The organism is Rubripirellula amarantea, from assembly GCF_007859865.1.
GTDB classification, from domain to species: Bacteria; Planctomycetota; Planctomycetia; order Pirellulales; family Pirellulaceae; genus Rubripirellula; species Rubripirellula amarantea.
In genome coordinates, this window is the sequence record NZ_SJPI01000003.1 from 594,451 (window position 1) to 609,861 (window position 15,411).

The window sequence follows — 15,411 nt, forward strand, 5'->3', positions numbered from 1 at the left end:
ATGCAACATCTGCTGAGTCTCTTTGACATCGACACCCAACAACTTAAGACCATTCTGCGCACGTCGGCGATGCTGCGTGAAGGGTTGGCCAAAGGCGATCGTCCTGCGATTCTGCAGCGGATGGTAATCGCATTGCTGTTTGAAAAACCGAGTCTGCGAACTCGTGTCAGTTTTGAAACTGGAATCGCGCAACTCGGGGGATCAAGCTTGTTCTTGGGCGAAGACGTGGGATGGGGAAAACGGGAATCGCCAGCCGACTTTACCAACGTGCTTGGCCAGTTTGTCGACGCGGTGGTGTGCCGCGCTAAATCCCATGATCGAGCAACCCAGTTGGCGAGTTTCAACGCTGTGCCGATCATTAATGGACTGACTGATCTATGCCATCCTTGTCAATCGCTGGCCGATATAGCAACGATCGAACAGGCATTGGGGACGTACGAAGACAAGCATGTCGTCTTTGTCGGTGACGGCAACAACGTCTCGCAGTCGCTGGCACTGATTTGTGCGATGCTGGACATGCGTTTCACGCTGGCGTGCCCCCCAGAATACGAAATGGATGCTGATTGGCTGACTCAAATCGAAGCAAAGTATCCCAAGGCGAAGATTGTTCAGACCAATGATCCGACCGGAGCGGTTGTGGACGCCGATGCCATTTACACCGACGTTTGGACCAGCATGGGGCAAGAAGTCGAAGCTGCCCAACGCCGAAAGGTGTTCGCTGACTTTCAAGTCAATTCGAAACTGATGGCGGCCGCCCCTTCGACGGCAAGAGTGCTACACTGCCTGCCCGCTGTCCGCGGACAAGAGATCACTGACGACGTAATCGACAGCAAGCAAAGCGATGTCATCATCCAAGCTGGAAATCGAATGCACGCGCAAAAGGCCTTGTTGGTCTGGATGCTCAACCGAGCTTGGGTCGACAAGCACGTGCCAGCTAGCTAGCGGCGCTGCCGACGTCTGAGACGCATCTCTTTTACATCATTACTTTTTGCCTTTTGAACCATACCTTCCCTATGCGTCCTCACGATCAACTCCGCGAAGTATCAATTGAAGTTGGCTACCTCGCCTCCAACCCTGCAAGTGTCCTTTATAAAAGCGGCAGCACCATTGTTCTGTGCACGGCTTCGCTTGAAACGAATGTTCCGCCGTGGCTGGTGGGGAAAGGGAAAGGTTGGGTGACAGCGGAGTACAATATGCTGCCCGGCAGCACCAGTCCGCGAAAGAAACGCGAACGTGGGGGCAAAGTGGATGGCCGTACCACGGAAATTCAGCGATTGATTGGCCGCAGCCTGCGAAGCGTCGTTGATCTCGAAGCGCTTGGCGAGAACTCGATCGTTGTTGACTGCGACGTGCTGCAAGCGGACGGTGGAACTCGCACCGCCTCGATCACAGGCGGTTTCATCGCACTGGCAATCGCGACCCAGCAAGCTGTTCCAGGATCGACCATCGGAAATGGACCATTGAAGGATTCCGTCGCTGCCACCAGCGTTGGGTTAATTGGCGAAGAATGTAAACTTGACCTCGATTACGAACTTGATTTTGCCGCTGACGTCGACATGAACGTGGTCATGACGGGTTCGGGACGATTTGTTGAAATCCAGGGCACCGGTGAAGAAGCGACGTTTGATGACCAACAACTTGCTGAACTGTTGCGACTGGCAAAGATCGGAATCGCGGAACTGACTGCTCAGCAAATTGCCGCTCTGAAGTAGCCCGATGGCGAAGCTGTACTTTTATTTTTCGGCAATGAATGCAGGCAAGTCAACGATCTTGCTGCAGTCGAGTTACAACTATCGCGAACGGGGCATGAACACATTGATCTTAGCTCCCGAGATCGATACGCGTTCAGGCGGAAAGGTCGTTTCACGCATTGGAATCGAAGCCAACGCGATGACTTTCAATACGGCCGACAACCTGCTTTCCGTCGTGCGTTCTTATCACCAGCAAGAGCCCGTGCATTGTGTTTTGCTCGACGAAGCCCAATTTCTGACTCGACTGCAAGCGCGCCAATTGTGCGACGTCTGCGATGAACTTGATATTCCCGTCCTAACGTATGGAATTCGCACCGATTTCCAGGGCAACTTATTCCCAGGCAGTGAGGCGTTGCTCGCCTGGGCGGATTCGCTCGTGGAACTGAAGACCATTTGCCATTGTGGCCGCAAAGCCACGATGAACATGCGAATCGACGCCAATGGCTTTCCGATCAAGGATGGCAATCAAGTTCAAATTGGTGGCAATGACCGCTATCAAGCTGTCTGCCGCAAACACTTTCACGAAGGGCTTGCGCAAAAGTCAGCCGAAGACTTACCGCTGCTCGGTGATTGAACGTAGTTGTGCTGTTGACGCCTCATGACGGTCGAGCACAAACCTCAAGATGAAATTTGAACCGTGTAGCAGTCGCTTGCTAGATAGTCTTTGAACGAGTCAAACGTCCCGTTGAAGATGCCAGGACAGAGGGAATCAAATCCAACGGGAAACACCTTTGAAACGGTTCACCCCGATTGGTGGTTTGCTTTCGCCGCCAGCGGTAGGCTTGATCTTTGCAATTCAGCCGTTTTGCGTCGGCAACCAACCGTTACAGTTTAACTAACCGGACCAACTGGAACGCTGCAAAATCGGCGGCACTCTTTCGCAGTTTCGAATCCGCTTTTGTACCTCTACAGGCCGATGGAAAGTTTACCGGCTAAGGACATCCAAGTGGATGCCCGACGCTTAGGAGATTTCGGGCCGAGGCCCGGAGTTTCCAAAAAAATCTGAGCGGAACGATTTGGTGGGTCATGTCGAGTGGGATTGCCTGACCAACATCCAAATCGGATGCTCTCGCGGGTTTTGATACAGGCGGTGGGATAGCCCTAGTGGCTGTCCCACCGTTTTTTTGTAGCATGGAGGTATGTCCTCACCGATGCCGCAAACATTCAAACTGCAATGATGTGCCGTGATTGAGATTCGTTCATTTCAAAACGGTGATCTTCCTCAACTGGTAGGTGTGTTTCACGAACACCACCAGGCCGCCGGTATAGTGCCCCGCGTGACCACAGCTCAATTCGAGCAGGCGGTTCTGGCGAGAACATCGTTTCGGCCGGATCAATTGCTCATGCTGGTCGATAACAGCAAAGTATTGGGGTGGTGCCACTTCTTTGTTGTTCCCCAATCATCTGCTTCCGTCGCCTCAGCGAAGACGGTCGGATGCATTGCGGCGAGCTGTTTTGGCACGCAGTGCGACACCGACTCTGCGGTTCGGCTGGTAGGCGAGGCAGCGGACCAAATGGCCGCCAGTGGCGCAGGTCACCTCCGTGCTGGATTGTTTCACGACGAGATATTCGGCTACTCGGGACTGGAACCGTACGGTCCGGGGTTTGGAGTCAACCAACTCGATTCACGCTTGATCGAAACGCTCAGCTCGGCTGGATTTCACCCCGAACTCGCGTTGACGATGTTGAGTGCGAATACGGATTGCTACCGAGCGCCCGTCAACCGCGAGGCATTGCAGTGGCGACGAACTTCTTCGATTGAAATTGAAACCGTTATCCCTGTTTCACTCACGCGTGCGTCAGCGTTCTCTCATTTGGACATTTTGCGTCACCGTCTCGTTGACCGTCACGGTGCTGAAATGGGTCAGGTTGATTTTTGGTTTAGCGACGCCGAGGCCGAGGTGATGTCCCCATCGACTTTGATCGTCGATGTCCCCGTACTAAACGAAAGTGGGATGATGACGTCATGCGACGCATATCTGATCGCTTCGGTTTTGGGCGAAGTGGGAAGGCGAGGAATTGGATTAGCCCAAGTCTCCGTTGAATCAAGCTCTGCGGCATTGATCGAGCAGTTGAAGAAGATGTGCTTTGTCAGTTCCGGTGAAGGCGTGCAGTGGGAACGCAAGTCCTAGGGCCGACATCACATCCCCGCCTGAGTTCTATTGCCAGCCTAAGCTCTATTGCCTACCTAAGCTCTGCCTCCCACGGCACAGACAGCTCACACCGACGATCTTTCGGCACGCCCTCTGCTACAATAAGAGGTTCGTTTCAACCGCAAGGTGTTCGAACCATTCAAAAATAGGTGTGCGATGAGATTGCGTAAGTTCAACCCGCGATGGTGCACATTGCTGCCGACACTCTTGGCCGTCGCGGCTCTGCTGAGTCCTTTGGCATCGAAACAATCGTTGGCCGATGATGCGGTCAAAATCCGTTCTGTTATCAGTGATTTGGATCAGCCGTTCTTGTTTGCCTACTCCGCATGGAACAAGAAGGCGACCGTCGAGGATGGCAAAGCCGTGGTTCGTAACACTACGAATCAAGGAGGGGCGGGCTTTAATCTGACGCTCGACCTGTCGCAACAAGGCGACGCTTCACCTGCGATTTTGGTGAAGTCAGGCAAAGCCAACCAGATGAAGACTGTACGATTGATGCTGATGAACGCCGCTGGTCAAAAACCAGTCTGGTGGTTCCCAATGCCGCCAGCCGACGACGCTTGGCACTGGGTCACACCCGTGAACGGCGCTTCGCTAGAAACCCCCAACGCCATGGAAGTGGAAACGAGCGAACCGCTGTCGTTGAAGCAAATTACCCAATGGCAAATCATAGGCGACTGGGCGGGCGGAGTACCCACCGACTTTGAAATCGACATCATTGCGATTGTCGATGCGAATCAACAGATGATCGCCGCTCGTCAATCTTATGCTCAACAAATTGCCGCGAAGATAACCGCAGAACGCGCCGCCGAAGAGCAATTGCGAAAAACCTATGGCGAGCGATCCGCCCTATCACCCAAAGTCACTCGCGCAAGCCTTGTTGCCCCGAACCGCATCGCTTTAGAGATCCAAGCTGGCAAAATGACCAACGCCACCTACGGTCGTTACCAACCTAATGATGAGGACCAGCTTGAAGAAAGAAAGAACGACTCGGGCGAAGTGACCGAATTGATAGTCAAACGTGATGGACGCGTGCTCGGATCGTTGATTGGAGAGAATCGAGAATTTCTTGTGACTCACGAAAAGGTGACGGGAAACCCGTTGCTGGAATTTGCGGCCGACGATCGAGCCAGCTATTCAATTCAGATTGCCGATGGGGACACTGTTGAGCCGATCAAGGTGTCACGAAAGACTCGTGTTAACGCATGGGCTCACGGATCTAACGACGTCGCACTTCATCACACGCTGTATCTCGAGTTACCGGATTCCATCAAGCCGGGATCCAAGGTCAAGCTGACCTTTCCTGCCTTAAATACCTTTGAAACCGAAACTACGTTCGTCTTCGATCCCAATCAACTGCGCAGCGAGTCCGTGCATGTTCATCAAATCGGTTATCGCCCCGATGATCCCATCAAGCGAGCTTTTGTCTCGTGCTGGCTTGGCAATGGCGGCTCGCTCAACCAACCCAAAACGATAGCGTTCTCGATCATCGACGACGCAACGGGCAAGGTGATGTTTCGTGGTGAAGGTGGCTTGCATTTCCCATCGACCCAAACGGAAAGTATGGCTCGGACGGCGAATTTCAACGGCACCGACGTCGCCAAGCTGGAATTCAGCGAGTTTTCCCAACCAGGACGCTATCGAGTCGTGGTCGACTCAGTCGGCTGTTCGTTTCCATTTGAAATTGCCAACGACGTTTGGACACGAGCATGGCGAACACAACTTCGAGGTCTCTATCACAATCGGTCTGGCATCAAAATTGGACCTCCTCACAGTGATTTTCGTAAACCAAGAGACATGCACCCGGATGATGGCTACCGGGTGACTCAGTCAACGTATCGAGCGGTGGAAGCCGGCAATGAGGCGTTTGACAAGTTGGTGGCTGGCGACACTGGCGAGCCGGTGAACGGATGGGGAGGATACCACGATGCGGGCGACTGGAACCCGCGAAGAGTCACCCACATGCGCGTGACAATGGCGATGCTGGAAATCTACGAGCAATTCAGCGATCGGCTTAATACTTTTGATCTGAACATTCCCAAGAGTTCAGAAATGCCCGACATCCTTGCGGAAGCCGTGTTTGAATTCTCGTGTTTCCATCGACTTCAACATGCTAACGGCGGAGTCGGAATGGGGCTGGAAAGCAAAGGGGATCCGCTTAAGTTCGAAGTAAGCTGGCACAACAGCTTTGCGAGCTATGCTTACGCACCCGACTACTTGGCGAGTTGGTGCTACGCATCCGTAGCGGCTCGACTTTCGCGACTGCTTGAGCCCTTTGACCCTAAACTGGCCGCCGAGTACCTCGACAGTGGAAAGCGAGCATTTGATTTCGCGGAATCTGATTTTGCCAAGGACAAAGCGGCTGGACTCATTGATGGACGGGACAACACGTGGATTGCAATTGACTATCGCAACTTAGCGGCGCTGGAACTCTTTCGCACCACCAAAGACGACGTGTACCACGAACGGTTCATGGAGAACACTTCGCTTAAGGATGACCTTCCGAATTTGTTCCGGTACGCAATCGCAGTCCAGCGCGACCATGCGTTTGCCTATGCCAGTTTGCCAGATGAACTCGGGGATAAGAACCTAAAGCGAAAAGCCGTTGAAGCGATTGAACGACTCGCGGAAAACGCCCTTACATACGCTTCAAAGAACGCTTTTAACCTTACATGTTGTGATCAGTTCAAACCGCAATTCCTGGGATTCTACAGCACAGCCGATGCTTACGATTTGACTCGGGCTCATGCTTTAACTGGCAAGACGAAGTATCTCTACGGTGCTGTTCAAGCAACTCAGTTTCAAAGCGGTTGCAATCCTAACAATGTTGTTTACACGACCGGTCTTGGTGCAAATCCACTGCAAAACGTTTTCAAACTCGACGCGCGTTTCACGGGCCAGAAGGTTCCCGAAGGTCTGACGCCTTACGGCAACATTGATTTCCAAAAGTGGAATGACAACGGAATCTCTTGGCCGATCAAGTGGCATCTAGGAAAGGTCACAACTCCGAATCCCTACGCCTGGCCGACTCACGAAGCGTATTGGGATTTGGGGGGATGGCCGATGCTCGAAGAATTTACCGTCGATGCCTGGGCGCCCAACGTGTTGGTCTGGGGTTACCTGGCAATGCGGAATGAATTGCCAACAAGCCAGTAGAAAAATGGCGAGTTAGTTTGAAGATCGCGGGAGCAGGACTTCAAAGCGAGAGCCTTCATTGGGACGACTAGACACTTTCACCTCGCCTCCCATCGCCTGGGTCAAGTTCTTCACGATCGACAAGCCAATCCCGGTGCCACCGTCGGTATTGATAAGAGACGGAGCACGTTTTCCACTCCGGTTTTGCCGGTTGGTCGCGACGCGATAGAAGCGGTCGAAGATCCGCTGCTGGTCAACTTCGGAAATTCCGATTCCGGTATCGCTCACAAAGAGAGCCACTTTGTCCCCCGCATCGCGACAGCCAACATTGACTGTGCCGCCCGCCGGAGTGTATCGGATTGCGTTTCCAATCAGATTGTTCACGATCGTCAGCGTTGCCTCGGGATCGGCTTCCACACTTCCATCGAAATCGTTGTTGGCGATCAGCGTGATCTCTTTGGCCGAAGCGACGGGTCGATAAGACGCCAGGGATTGCGCAACGACATTGCTTAGACGAACACTTGTCAGATGCAGGTTGCTGGGTCCTTCTTGAGCCCTAGCGAGTTGCATCATGTCGGCAATCAGTTGTTCGAGACGCACACATTCATGGTTAATCTGGCGCATGAAGTGAATCGCAGCGTCGGGATCATCGCTAATCGCCAACTGAACCGTTTCGGCGTAGCCCTTGATCGCAGCCAGAGGCGTTTTAATCTCGTGAGAAATGTTGGCGACAAACTCGCGTCTCATCTCATCAACACGTTTGGATTTCGACTCGTCGCGCAGCGAGACCAGCAACTTTGTTTCGGTACCCGCGGTAAACGAATCAACGTGCATCGAAAGCGGTCGCACGTGCACCGGCGTTGTTTGGTCGGCAGCCGAATAGCTGATTTCAATGCTTATGTTTTGCGGTACATCACCGGCCGCCGCAGCCAAAATGGCTTGGTTGAAATCTGGAATTCGAACGATCTCGGCGATGGGACGCCCGTGGAACGACCCTGCTGGATCAAGATCCAATAAATGGCGAGCCGCTGGATTGATCAGCAAGACGTCGCCGTTTTGCAAAAGCAAGATTACGCCTTCTCGCATCCGCTGAAGCGCCGACGTGGCTTCAAACGCTTCTTGTTGAATCTTGGTTAGGCGGAGTTGCCAATGATCGTTGGTTTCACGAGCGCTGTTAATTTCTTGAGCATGGCGCAAGTCAGTCGCACGGATGTGCTTGCGCATCGACCAGAAGACGATCGTTGATACGAGGGTGACAATCGCCGCCAGGATCCAACCCAGAGCGGTCACCTCGCTCGCAAACGCGAGTTCGCTCAGGAATGCAAACAGCACTTCAAACCTAGCCGCTACCAACGATGTTCGGGACGATCAAGAATTTCACGAAGCAGGATCGCCTGTTGCACGCCTCCAGGACGCCGAAGATTCGCGAGCAGGTCGGCAATCGGATCCCCTGTGGAAGCAACCGATCGGTCGGATTGAGATGACGAGCCACGAGAAGATTTCTGATTTCGTCTCGCTAGTTCTTGCTCGGCCTCTTTGGCACGCTGTTTAGCCTGTTCAACTCGTCGTCGTCGGGCGGAGATCGAATTTTCATCTTCGATGACCTCCGCGACCAAGATCTCTTCGGGCTCGACCGAGGACCGTACGGTTCGCTCGGTGCGACTGTTCGAATACTGAGGCTTCAACCGAGGCGGAGGCGCTTGTTGAGCCTGACGCTGTTGGGCGGCTTTAGCTTGACGCTGCTGAGCGGCGCGGCGGAGAAAGTCTTCGAGATCACCAGCCATGATTAGTTCTTATCCGAGTCTTGCGGGTTCTTTTGCTCTGAAGCGGTCAGAGCGAGAGACTTCCGCATTTCAGTATCGGCACTAACGTTCTGCAGCTTGTAATAGTCAAGGATGTGCAGTTTCCCACTTCGGAACGCTTCTGCCATAGCACGTGGCACGTCGGCTTGGGCGAGCACAACTGACGCCTTGCTTTCTTGAATCTTCGCTTGGTTCTCTTGTTCTTCAGCAACAGCGGCAGCACGCTTACCTTCCGCACGGGCGCGAGCGACTTGAGTATCAGCCTCGGCTTGGTCCGCTTGCAAACGTGCCCCGATGTTCGCACCGACGTCAATATCAGCGATGTCAATGGAAACGATTTCGAAAGCAGTTTGCGAATCGAGCCGTTTGGCGAGCACAGCTTTACTGATCACATCTGGGTTTTCGAGCACAGCTTTATGGTTTTCGGCGGAACCGATAGCACTGACGATTCCTTCCCCCACTCGAGCGATGATTGTTTCTTCGGTAGCACCACCGATCAACTGCTGCAGGTTTGCCCGCACAGTCACACGAGCCTTAACCTTTAATTGAATGCCGTCCTTTGCAACGGCATCAAGGGAAGGCTTGGCAGCGCCGCGCGGTGGGCAATCAATCACTTTAGGATAGACACTCGTTTTGACCGCCTCCAAGACGTCGCGTCCGGCCAAGTCGATCGCTGCGGCTTCTCGGAAACTTAGCATGATCGTTTTTGCTTTTTTCGCGGCGATTAAAGCTCGGATCACCTGCGGCACGTTTCCACCGGCTAGGTAGTGAGCTTCAAGAGCTTCGCTCGTCAGCTCGGGGTCCGACAGACCCGCTTGGGTGGCCATGATTTTGCTCCGCACGATCGTGCGAGTGTTGACCTTCCGAAAGGTCATGCCGACGAGACTCCAAAGTCCAATATCCGCTTGCGTGAGCTTCGATTGAATCCAAAGTCCAAAGTAGCGAGCAAAGACAAAGAAGAAGATCAGCAACACGCCGAAGACGAATACCGCCAGAACCAAGCCAGCAATTGCGGACGTCTCGAGTGGCTTCTGAGCAAGCAGATGGGACATTGGCAGCATGAGGTCAGTCGCGGGAGAGGAGGGAATGGCGTAGCTTCGATTGCTAAGTAAGTCTTCGCAATGATCTGACTTAGTCTAAGGTCCAACTGGAACGTCGGTCTACTTGTGATCGAACACGTGGATGCGTTTCGCATCGGCGGTAGAACATTGAACCACTTGATGGCAGAGTCATGAAGCACTTGGCGGCAAAGCCTAGACAAGTACCTTCAACCATCTTCGTGTTTGTCCTACCGCTGGACGGACTGCCTTCGTGAAACGGAGGCTCGACCAGCTTCTCGTGTTTCAGCACCCGTAATTTCGTGCCCCCAATTAGTGGTGTCAAGCATGCGGAAGGATTGTCGCGTCGGTCCAGCGCAAATTCATGTCCAGAGCGACGAAGCAAACTTGAGATGATGCCTCAAAAATCTGTCATTTTTACGCTCCTGAATCGTCGCGATGACACCCATCCGTGCCTTCTGGACAACCCAACCATGGACTTTGCGTAAGCCAGAGAAAAAAAGTTTTCAGCCTTTGCTTCGTCGGCCAGGGGAATGTTGCGGTTCTGCGGCGCGTCTAAATATGAAGGATTTGCGGGGAAATGCAGATCATGTGCATCTAAGACATCAATGGATGCGTGTGCCGGTGATTCTCGTTTGCACGACAAAACCGCTGATAGTGGCTATTCGCAATCAAACACACTAAAGAGTTACCCCCATTTTTCTCGAAACATACTCTCGGACAAAGAACCAAACAGCAAACGTTTGTCAGATCAGCTCCTTCGGGAGATGATTCGGGAAGCGGATTCTGCGAAGTTCGGAGTCCAACCCAGGGGGGATTCTGGGATGCAAACGATGAAGAGGTTTGGGAAAAGGCAGTTGTCTTCTCTCGTCCCTCTTTGCCGTCAGCGACTTGGCGATCATCGCCGAGCGGTCCATACGACAACATGATTGGACACGCAACGATTCGTTGCGCGTCCATTGATGTTGATTGGCTGGAACGCTGGGCCTCAATCGCCAAGACACTTCGCAGCTTCTGCCCCAACCGATGACGCTTTGTCGCGTTAGCGGATGACTTATTAAACAAAACCGCGAGGATCCCGCTAGGCAAGTGTCGCAAGATGCAAACCGGCTGGCTTTGACCCAACACCGAAGTTTAATCCAAGGATTCGTGACCAGCGACCCACCGCAGGACCCACGAAAGCAGTCGATCAGGACCGATTGTTCGGAAAGAACCCAAGTGAACGAAAAGCCGACAGAGTGATGGTTACCGACGCACCATCTCTCGAGGGAACATTAACGAGGCGTTATGGAGAACCTAGTATGAAGGTCTTCACAACTGGACAGGTCGCCAAGATCTGTAAAGTGGCCCCAAGAACCGTGTCAAAATGGTTCGATTCGGGGCGTTTGAAAGGCTACCGCATTCCTGGATCCCAGGACCGGCGTATTCCACGAGAATACTTAATCAAATTCCTCAAGGAGCATGGTATGCCCCTTGGAGACTTGGAAGACGAAGCGATGGCAAAGTGCCTGATCGTCGCCCAAGACCAAATCTTGATTGAGAATCTCAAGCGTGAATTGCCACCTGAGAAATCGTTCAAGGTTGCGGTTGCAGCAAGCGGCTTTGAAGCCGGCATCCAAGCCGAGTCCTTCAATCCCGATTGCATCATCGTCGACTTCTCGATCGGTAAGATCGAGGCAGTTCAGATTTGTCAGAATCTGCGCAAGAACATCGACTTCACTGACATTATTTTGATTGCTCTGCTACCTGATGACGGGCAACCAATGAGCTTCGACCGAAGCAGCATCAACGAAACGTTCAAGAAGCCGTTCGACGCCCACTTGTTGGCTGAACGACTCCGAACGCTTGTCGGTGCAAAGAAAGAGCTGGTCTAAACGACCAGTGGTAAAAACTCGCCCAAAGCGATTGAAAGGATTCAATCAAAGCGGGCTAGCGAGATCCTAAAAGCCTCGTCGACTGGCGTCTTCTGTCCCCGCAGACAGAAGACGCCTTTTTTCGTTGGCTAACGAAGGTTGGCGGACTTCGGGTTAGGGTGTTCGCAGATGAGTCGTATTCGAGGGATCGCGGTTTCAGCCGGTATGAGGTGTCAGCCGGTATACTGGCTAGTTCATGCTGACCGGCTCACGCGTCCGTATTCCCGGTAACCCTCCGACAAGTAACTATGTCCCACTTCGATTCTGATGGCCAAGCTCACATGGTGGATGTCTCCACCAAAGCGGTCACTTCCCGCACGGCAGTTGCTTCGGGCGAGATCTCGATGTCACCGTCAACTAAAAGCTCGATGATGGCCGGCGAGAACCGAAAGGGCGATGTGCTCGGGGTAGCTCGTTTGGCCGCCATTTCGGCCAGCAAGTGGACGAGCCACTTGATTCCGCTTTGTCACGCCATTGCGATCGAAGCGGTTGCGGTTGATTTTCAGTGGGTCGACGGACCGCAAGACAGCTCCGCCCGCCTGGTCTGTCAGGTCAAAGTGACGACCTCGGCTAAGACAGGGGTGGAAATGGAGGCCATGACGGCTGTTTCGGTCGGACTATTGACCGTCTACGACATGATCAAGTCGGTCGACCGAGCCGTGGAAATCGGCCCGATTCGGCTGGAACAAAAGTCGGGTGGCAAATCAGGGGAATTTTCTCGGTCTGGCTCTCTTTAGTTGGTTGTCGGGCTCGAACGTATTCGGTTCTGTTGCCTAGGGAGTGAACTCAGTACACTGCCCGCAGTATTCAGTACACTGCCCGCAACATGCAGTGTTTTAGTCACACGATATTCCCCTCGATTTCCTGCACCGAAGGAACCTCCTCAGATGGATTTGACCTCAGTGGCCGGTGATACGTCTCGCCCCAGTGCGGCGCACCAGACCGGCTCCATCGACGAATCGAACGCACGGGGAAACCGAGAACGGCTGTCTGGCCCCCGCACGAAGGACAAGGTAGCCGAGGCTTTGCTCGCTAAATTGTATGGTCCCATTCTCGGGGAACTGGTCGCCGTTGAACAACAACTCAATAGCGAACTGCAGAGCCCCTACGAGGCCATTGGTCAATTACTTCGCCACGGAACCCAGCTCGGCGGAAAGCGAATACGCCCCGCTCTAGTGATGCTCTCGGGCAAGTGCGTGGGCGAAACCACGGATATGCATGTGACCTTGGGGTCAATCATCGAGATGGTTCATACGGCGACGCTTATCCACGACGATGTCCTGGATGAAGCCGAAGTACGACGACACGTTTCGACCGTGAATGCAAAGTGGAGTAATCACACCAGCATCCTGCTGGGCGATTACCTCTTCTCGCAAGCGTTCTGCCTCGCCGCCAAACTTACTTCGCTCGAAGCATGTCAGTGGGTCGGCGAAGCCGCTCGTTTGGTCTGTGAAGGTGAAATGAGGCAAGTGCTTCAACGCGATGCACTCGACATCGACGAAGAAACCTACTTCGACATCTTGCGAGGAAAAACGGCTGAACTGTGCCGCGTATCTTGCGAGCTCGGCGCACGCACGGCGGGCGGCACCGATGATGAGGTCGAAGCGATGGGGACATTTGGCAATGCTTTGGGAATCGCCTTTCAAATCGCGGATGATTTCCTTGACCTTTGGGGTAGCGACGAAACGGTTGGCAAGACACTTGGCACCGATATCGAACAGGGCAAGATCACGCTGCCTATCATTCGACTGTTGAGCGTTGCTGACCCGAAGACTCACGCGCGTGCTTTAGAAATCCTAAAGGGCCCCAGCGATAAACGCGTTGAAGCGATTCTGCCGTTTCTTGATGCGTGTGATGCACGAGCATACACCGAGGCTACCGCTCAGAGATTTCGTCAGGTGGCGGTAGACGCATTGGCCAAAATTCCCGATAGCGCAGCGAAAGAATCCTTGCTCGCGATCGCAGACTTCTCAGTAGAGCGGCGATTTTAGGCGAGACGGCGCTGGCAGTATGCCTGCTGGAAGGACATAATGGGAATCGAACCTATTGAATTCCCTCCTTCCCACAGCCCGCCCATGAATTCCCTTAATCGTCGTCAATTTGGCACCCTCGTTGCCGCAACCGCTGCCACGACTTCACTGAAACCAGCTTGGTCGCAATCTCCCAACGAACAACTCGGCGTATGCATCGTCGGTCTCAATGGTCGCGGTGGAGAACACATCCGCGGATTCAACAAAGACCCTCGCACTAATATCACGGCAATTGTGGATATCGATCCCGGTGTTGCCGAGAAACGTGCTGACCAAATCGCTGAACTTCAAGGAACGCGTCCAGCCGTTTACGCAGACGTGCGTAAGGCGATCGATGTTGGCGGTTTTGACTTGCTCTCGTGTGCGACACCCAACCATTGGCACGCCTTAATCGGCATCTGGGCGATGCAAGCTGGCAAAGATGTTTACATCGAAAAGCCGATTAGTCACAACATCCACGAAGGTCGGGCGCTTGTGGCAGCGGCCAAAAAGTATGGTCGGATCTTTCAAACGGGAACTCAATGTCGTTCAAGCGATGCCTGCGTTGAAGCGGCCAAGTACATCGCCGAAGGCGGCGTTGGCGAAGTAAATTTTGCACGCGGTCTTTGCTACAAACGTCGCAAGTCAATTGGAGCGTTGGGCAACTACGCCATTCCCGAAGGTGTTGATTTCGATTTGTGGAGCGGGCCGGCGACGTTCACCGAACCCAAGCTGACTCGCCAGAACTTTCACTACGATTGGCACTGGCAACGTCACTACGGCAATGGTGACTCGGGCAACCAAGGGCCTCACCAAACCGATATTGCTCGATGGGGACTCGGACTCAATCGGCACCCCGAAGCAATCCTCAGCTACGCGGGACGGTTGGGATATCAAGCCGAACGCAAAGACCCTAACTACGTCGACGCTGGCGACACCGCTAACACTCAAGTCTCGATCTACGACTATGGTGATAAGTGCATGGTCTTCGAAACTCGTGGTCTTGATGTGACCGAATCGGCTGGCCCAGAGGTCGACGCGATGTTCGGCAAGGGCGGCGGCAACAAAATCGGCGTTATCTTCTACGGTTCGGAAGGTTACGTTGCACAAACGCAATACGATCAGTGCCGTGTCTTTGATCCTGACATGAAGATGGTGAAAGAGTTCAAGAGCCGTGACGTCGGTGACAAGCACTTCGCCAACTTCCTTGATGCCGTTCAAGCTCGCGACGAGTCAATGCTTAACGCGGACGCCATGACGGGCCACTTGTCGGCAGCCGTTGCTCACTTGGGCAATACATCCTTCTACCTCGGTGAAGACAACAAGGCTTCGGTGGACGAAATTGAAAAGGCGGTTTCAAGCATCAAGAGTCTCGACAACGATGCAAGAACGCTTGAGCAAACAGTTGCCCACCTTCGATCCAACCATGTCGATTTGGAAGCGACACCTTTGTCGCTGGGCCCTCTGTTGAAGTTTGATCCCGAAACCGAGCGATACACGAACAACGAGGAAGCCAACCATTGGCTCACTCGAGAGTACCGCGCCGGCTTTGAAGTTCCCGACGCCGAAAACGTCTAGGCTGGTCGCACG

At 53.5% G+C, this 15,411-nt stretch carries 12 protein-coding genes; 9 read left to right on the plus strand and 3 right to left on the minus strand.

What is annotated here, in order from left to right:
* The 5 genes from argF to Pla22_RS22280 all read left to right on the plus strand — a co-directional run bounded on the left by argF (window position 1) and on the right by Pla22_RS22280 (window position 7,060).
* The gene (gene argF / locus Pla22_RS22260) at window positions 1-942 is read left to right on the plus strand and encodes an ornithine carbamoyltransferase (protein WP_146516981.1); all 942 of its coding nucleotides are present in this window, start codon (window positions 1-3) and stop codon (window positions 940-942) included.
* 71 nt (window positions 943-1,013) lie between these two features.
* On the plus strand, window positions 1,014-1,712 hold the full coding sequence (rph, locus tag Pla22_RS22265; RefSeq protein ID WP_146516982.1) for a ribonuclease PH: 699 nt from the start codon (window positions 1,014-1,016) through the stop codon (window positions 1,710-1,712).
* Between the two features lie 4 nt (window positions 1,713-1,716).
* Window positions 1,717-2,325 (plus strand): thymidine kinase, encoded by a 609-nt coding sequence (locus tag Pla22_RS22270; protein WP_146516983.1) that lies wholly within the window; start codon window positions 1,717-1,719, stop codon window positions 2,323-2,325.
* Between the two features lie 703 nt (window positions 2,326-3,028).
* Entirely contained in the window at window positions 3,029-3,883 is an 855-nt protein-coding gene (locus Pla22_RS22275; RefSeq protein ID WP_146516984.1) for a hypothetical protein, read from the plus strand.
* A gap of 177 nt (window positions 3,884-4,060) precedes the next feature.
* Window positions 4,061-7,060, plus strand: coding sequence for a glycoside hydrolase family 9 protein (locus Pla22_RS22280; RefSeq protein ID WP_146516985.1), 3,000 nt, complete (start codon window positions 4,061-4,063; stop codon window positions 7,058-7,060).
* Window positions 7,061-7,072: 12 nt separating this feature from the next.
* On the opposite strand, the gene Pla22_RS22285 is transcribed toward Pla22_RS22280, so the two are convergent.
* Genes Pla22_RS22285 through floA form a run of 3 tightly spaced genes read right to left on the minus strand, consistent with a single transcriptional unit; the run spans window position 7,073 to window position 9,902 of the window.
* Complete coding sequence (locus Pla22_RS22285) at window positions 7,073-8,371, minus strand: sensor histidine kinase (RefSeq protein ID WP_146516986.1); 1,299 nt, start codon at window positions 8,369-8,371, stop codon at window positions 7,073-7,075.
* 14 nt (window positions 8,372-8,385) lie between these two features.
* Entirely contained in the window at window positions 8,386-8,823 is a 438-nt protein-coding gene (locus Pla22_RS22290) for a hypothetical protein (RefSeq protein WP_146516987.1), read from the minus strand.
* Between the two features lie 2 nt (window positions 8,824-8,825).
* Window positions 8,826-9,902 carry a flotillin-like protein FloA gene (floA, locus tag Pla22_RS22295; protein ID WP_146516988.1) on the minus strand — a complete coding sequence of 359 codons (1,077 nt, stop codon included), beginning with the start codon at window positions 9,900-9,902 and terminating at the stop codon, window positions 8,826-8,828.
* A 1,298-nt stretch (window positions 9,903-11,200) separates the two neighbouring features.
* Here floA and Pla22_RS22300 point away from each other — a divergent pair.
* The 4 genes from Pla22_RS22300 (at window position 11,201) to Pla22_RS22315 (ending at window position 15,399) form a co-directional block, all read left to right on the plus strand.
* Window positions 11,201-11,773, plus strand: coding sequence for a helix-turn-helix domain-containing protein (locus tag Pla22_RS22300; RefSeq protein ID WP_146516989.1), 573 nt, complete (start codon window positions 11,201-11,203; stop codon window positions 11,771-11,773).
* A gap of 287 nt (window positions 11,774-12,060) precedes the next feature.
* On the plus strand, window positions 12,061-12,549 hold the full coding sequence (gene moaC / locus Pla22_RS22305; RefSeq protein ID WP_146516990.1) for a cyclic pyranopterin monophosphate synthase MoaC: 489 nt from the start codon (window positions 12,061-12,063) through the stop codon (window positions 12,547-12,549).
* 150 nt (window positions 12,550-12,699) lie between these two features.
* Window positions 12,700-13,803 carry a polyprenyl synthetase family protein gene (locus tag Pla22_RS22310; RefSeq protein WP_146516991.1) on the plus strand — a complete coding sequence of 368 codons (1,104 nt, stop codon included), beginning with the start codon at window positions 12,700-12,702 and terminating at the stop codon, window positions 13,801-13,803.
* Window positions 13,804-13,887: 84 nt separating this feature from the next.
* Window positions 13,888-15,399 (plus strand): Gfo/Idh/MocA family protein, encoded by a 1,512-nt coding sequence (locus tag Pla22_RS22315; RefSeq protein WP_146516992.1) that lies wholly within the window; start codon window positions 13,888-13,890, stop codon window positions 15,397-15,399.
* Window positions 15,400-15,411: the final 12 nt, after the last annotated feature.

What these genes read in the sequence shown, in the direction of transcription:
- argF (WP_146516981.1), top strand. Translation starts at nt 1, where the DNA reads ATGCAACATCTGCTGAGTCTCTTTGACATCGACACCCAACAACTTAAG.
- Pla22_RS22270 (WP_146516983.1), top strand. Translation starts at nt 1,717, where the DNA reads ATGGCGAAGCTGTACTTTTATTTTTCGGCAATGAATGCAGGCAAGTCA.
- moaC (WP_146516990.1), top strand. Translation starts at nt 12,061, where the DNA reads ATGTCCCACTTCGATTCTGATGGCCAAGCTCACATGGTGGATGTCTCC.
- Pla22_RS22280 (WP_146516985.1), top strand. Translation starts at nt 4,061, where the DNA reads ATGAGATTGCGTAAGTTCAACCCGCGATGGTGCACATTGCTGCCGACA.
- Pla22_RS22300 (WP_146516989.1), top strand. Translation starts at nt 11,201, where the DNA reads ATGAAGGTCTTCACAACTGGACAGGTCGCCAAGATCTGTAAAGTGGCC.
- rph (WP_146516982.1), top strand. Translation starts at nt 1,014, where the DNA reads ATGCGTCCTCACGATCAACTCCGCGAAGTATCAATTGAAGTTGGCTAC.
- Pla22_RS22290 (WP_146516987.1), bottom strand. Translation starts at nt 8,823, where the DNA reads ATGGCTGGTGATCTCGAAGACTTTCTCCGCCGCGCCGCTCAGCAGCGT.
- Pla22_RS22310 (WP_146516991.1), top strand. Translation starts at nt 12,700, where the DNA reads ATGGATTTGACCTCAGTGGCCGGTGATACGTCTCGCCCCAGTGCGGCG.
- floA (WP_146516988.1), bottom strand. Translation starts at nt 9,902, where the DNA reads ATGCTGCCAATGTCCCATCTGCTTGCTCAGAAGCCACTCGAGACGTCC.
- Pla22_RS22315 (WP_146516992.1), top strand. Translation starts at nt 13,888, where the DNA reads ATGAATTCCCTTAATCGTCGTCAATTTGGCACCCTCGTTGCCGCAACC.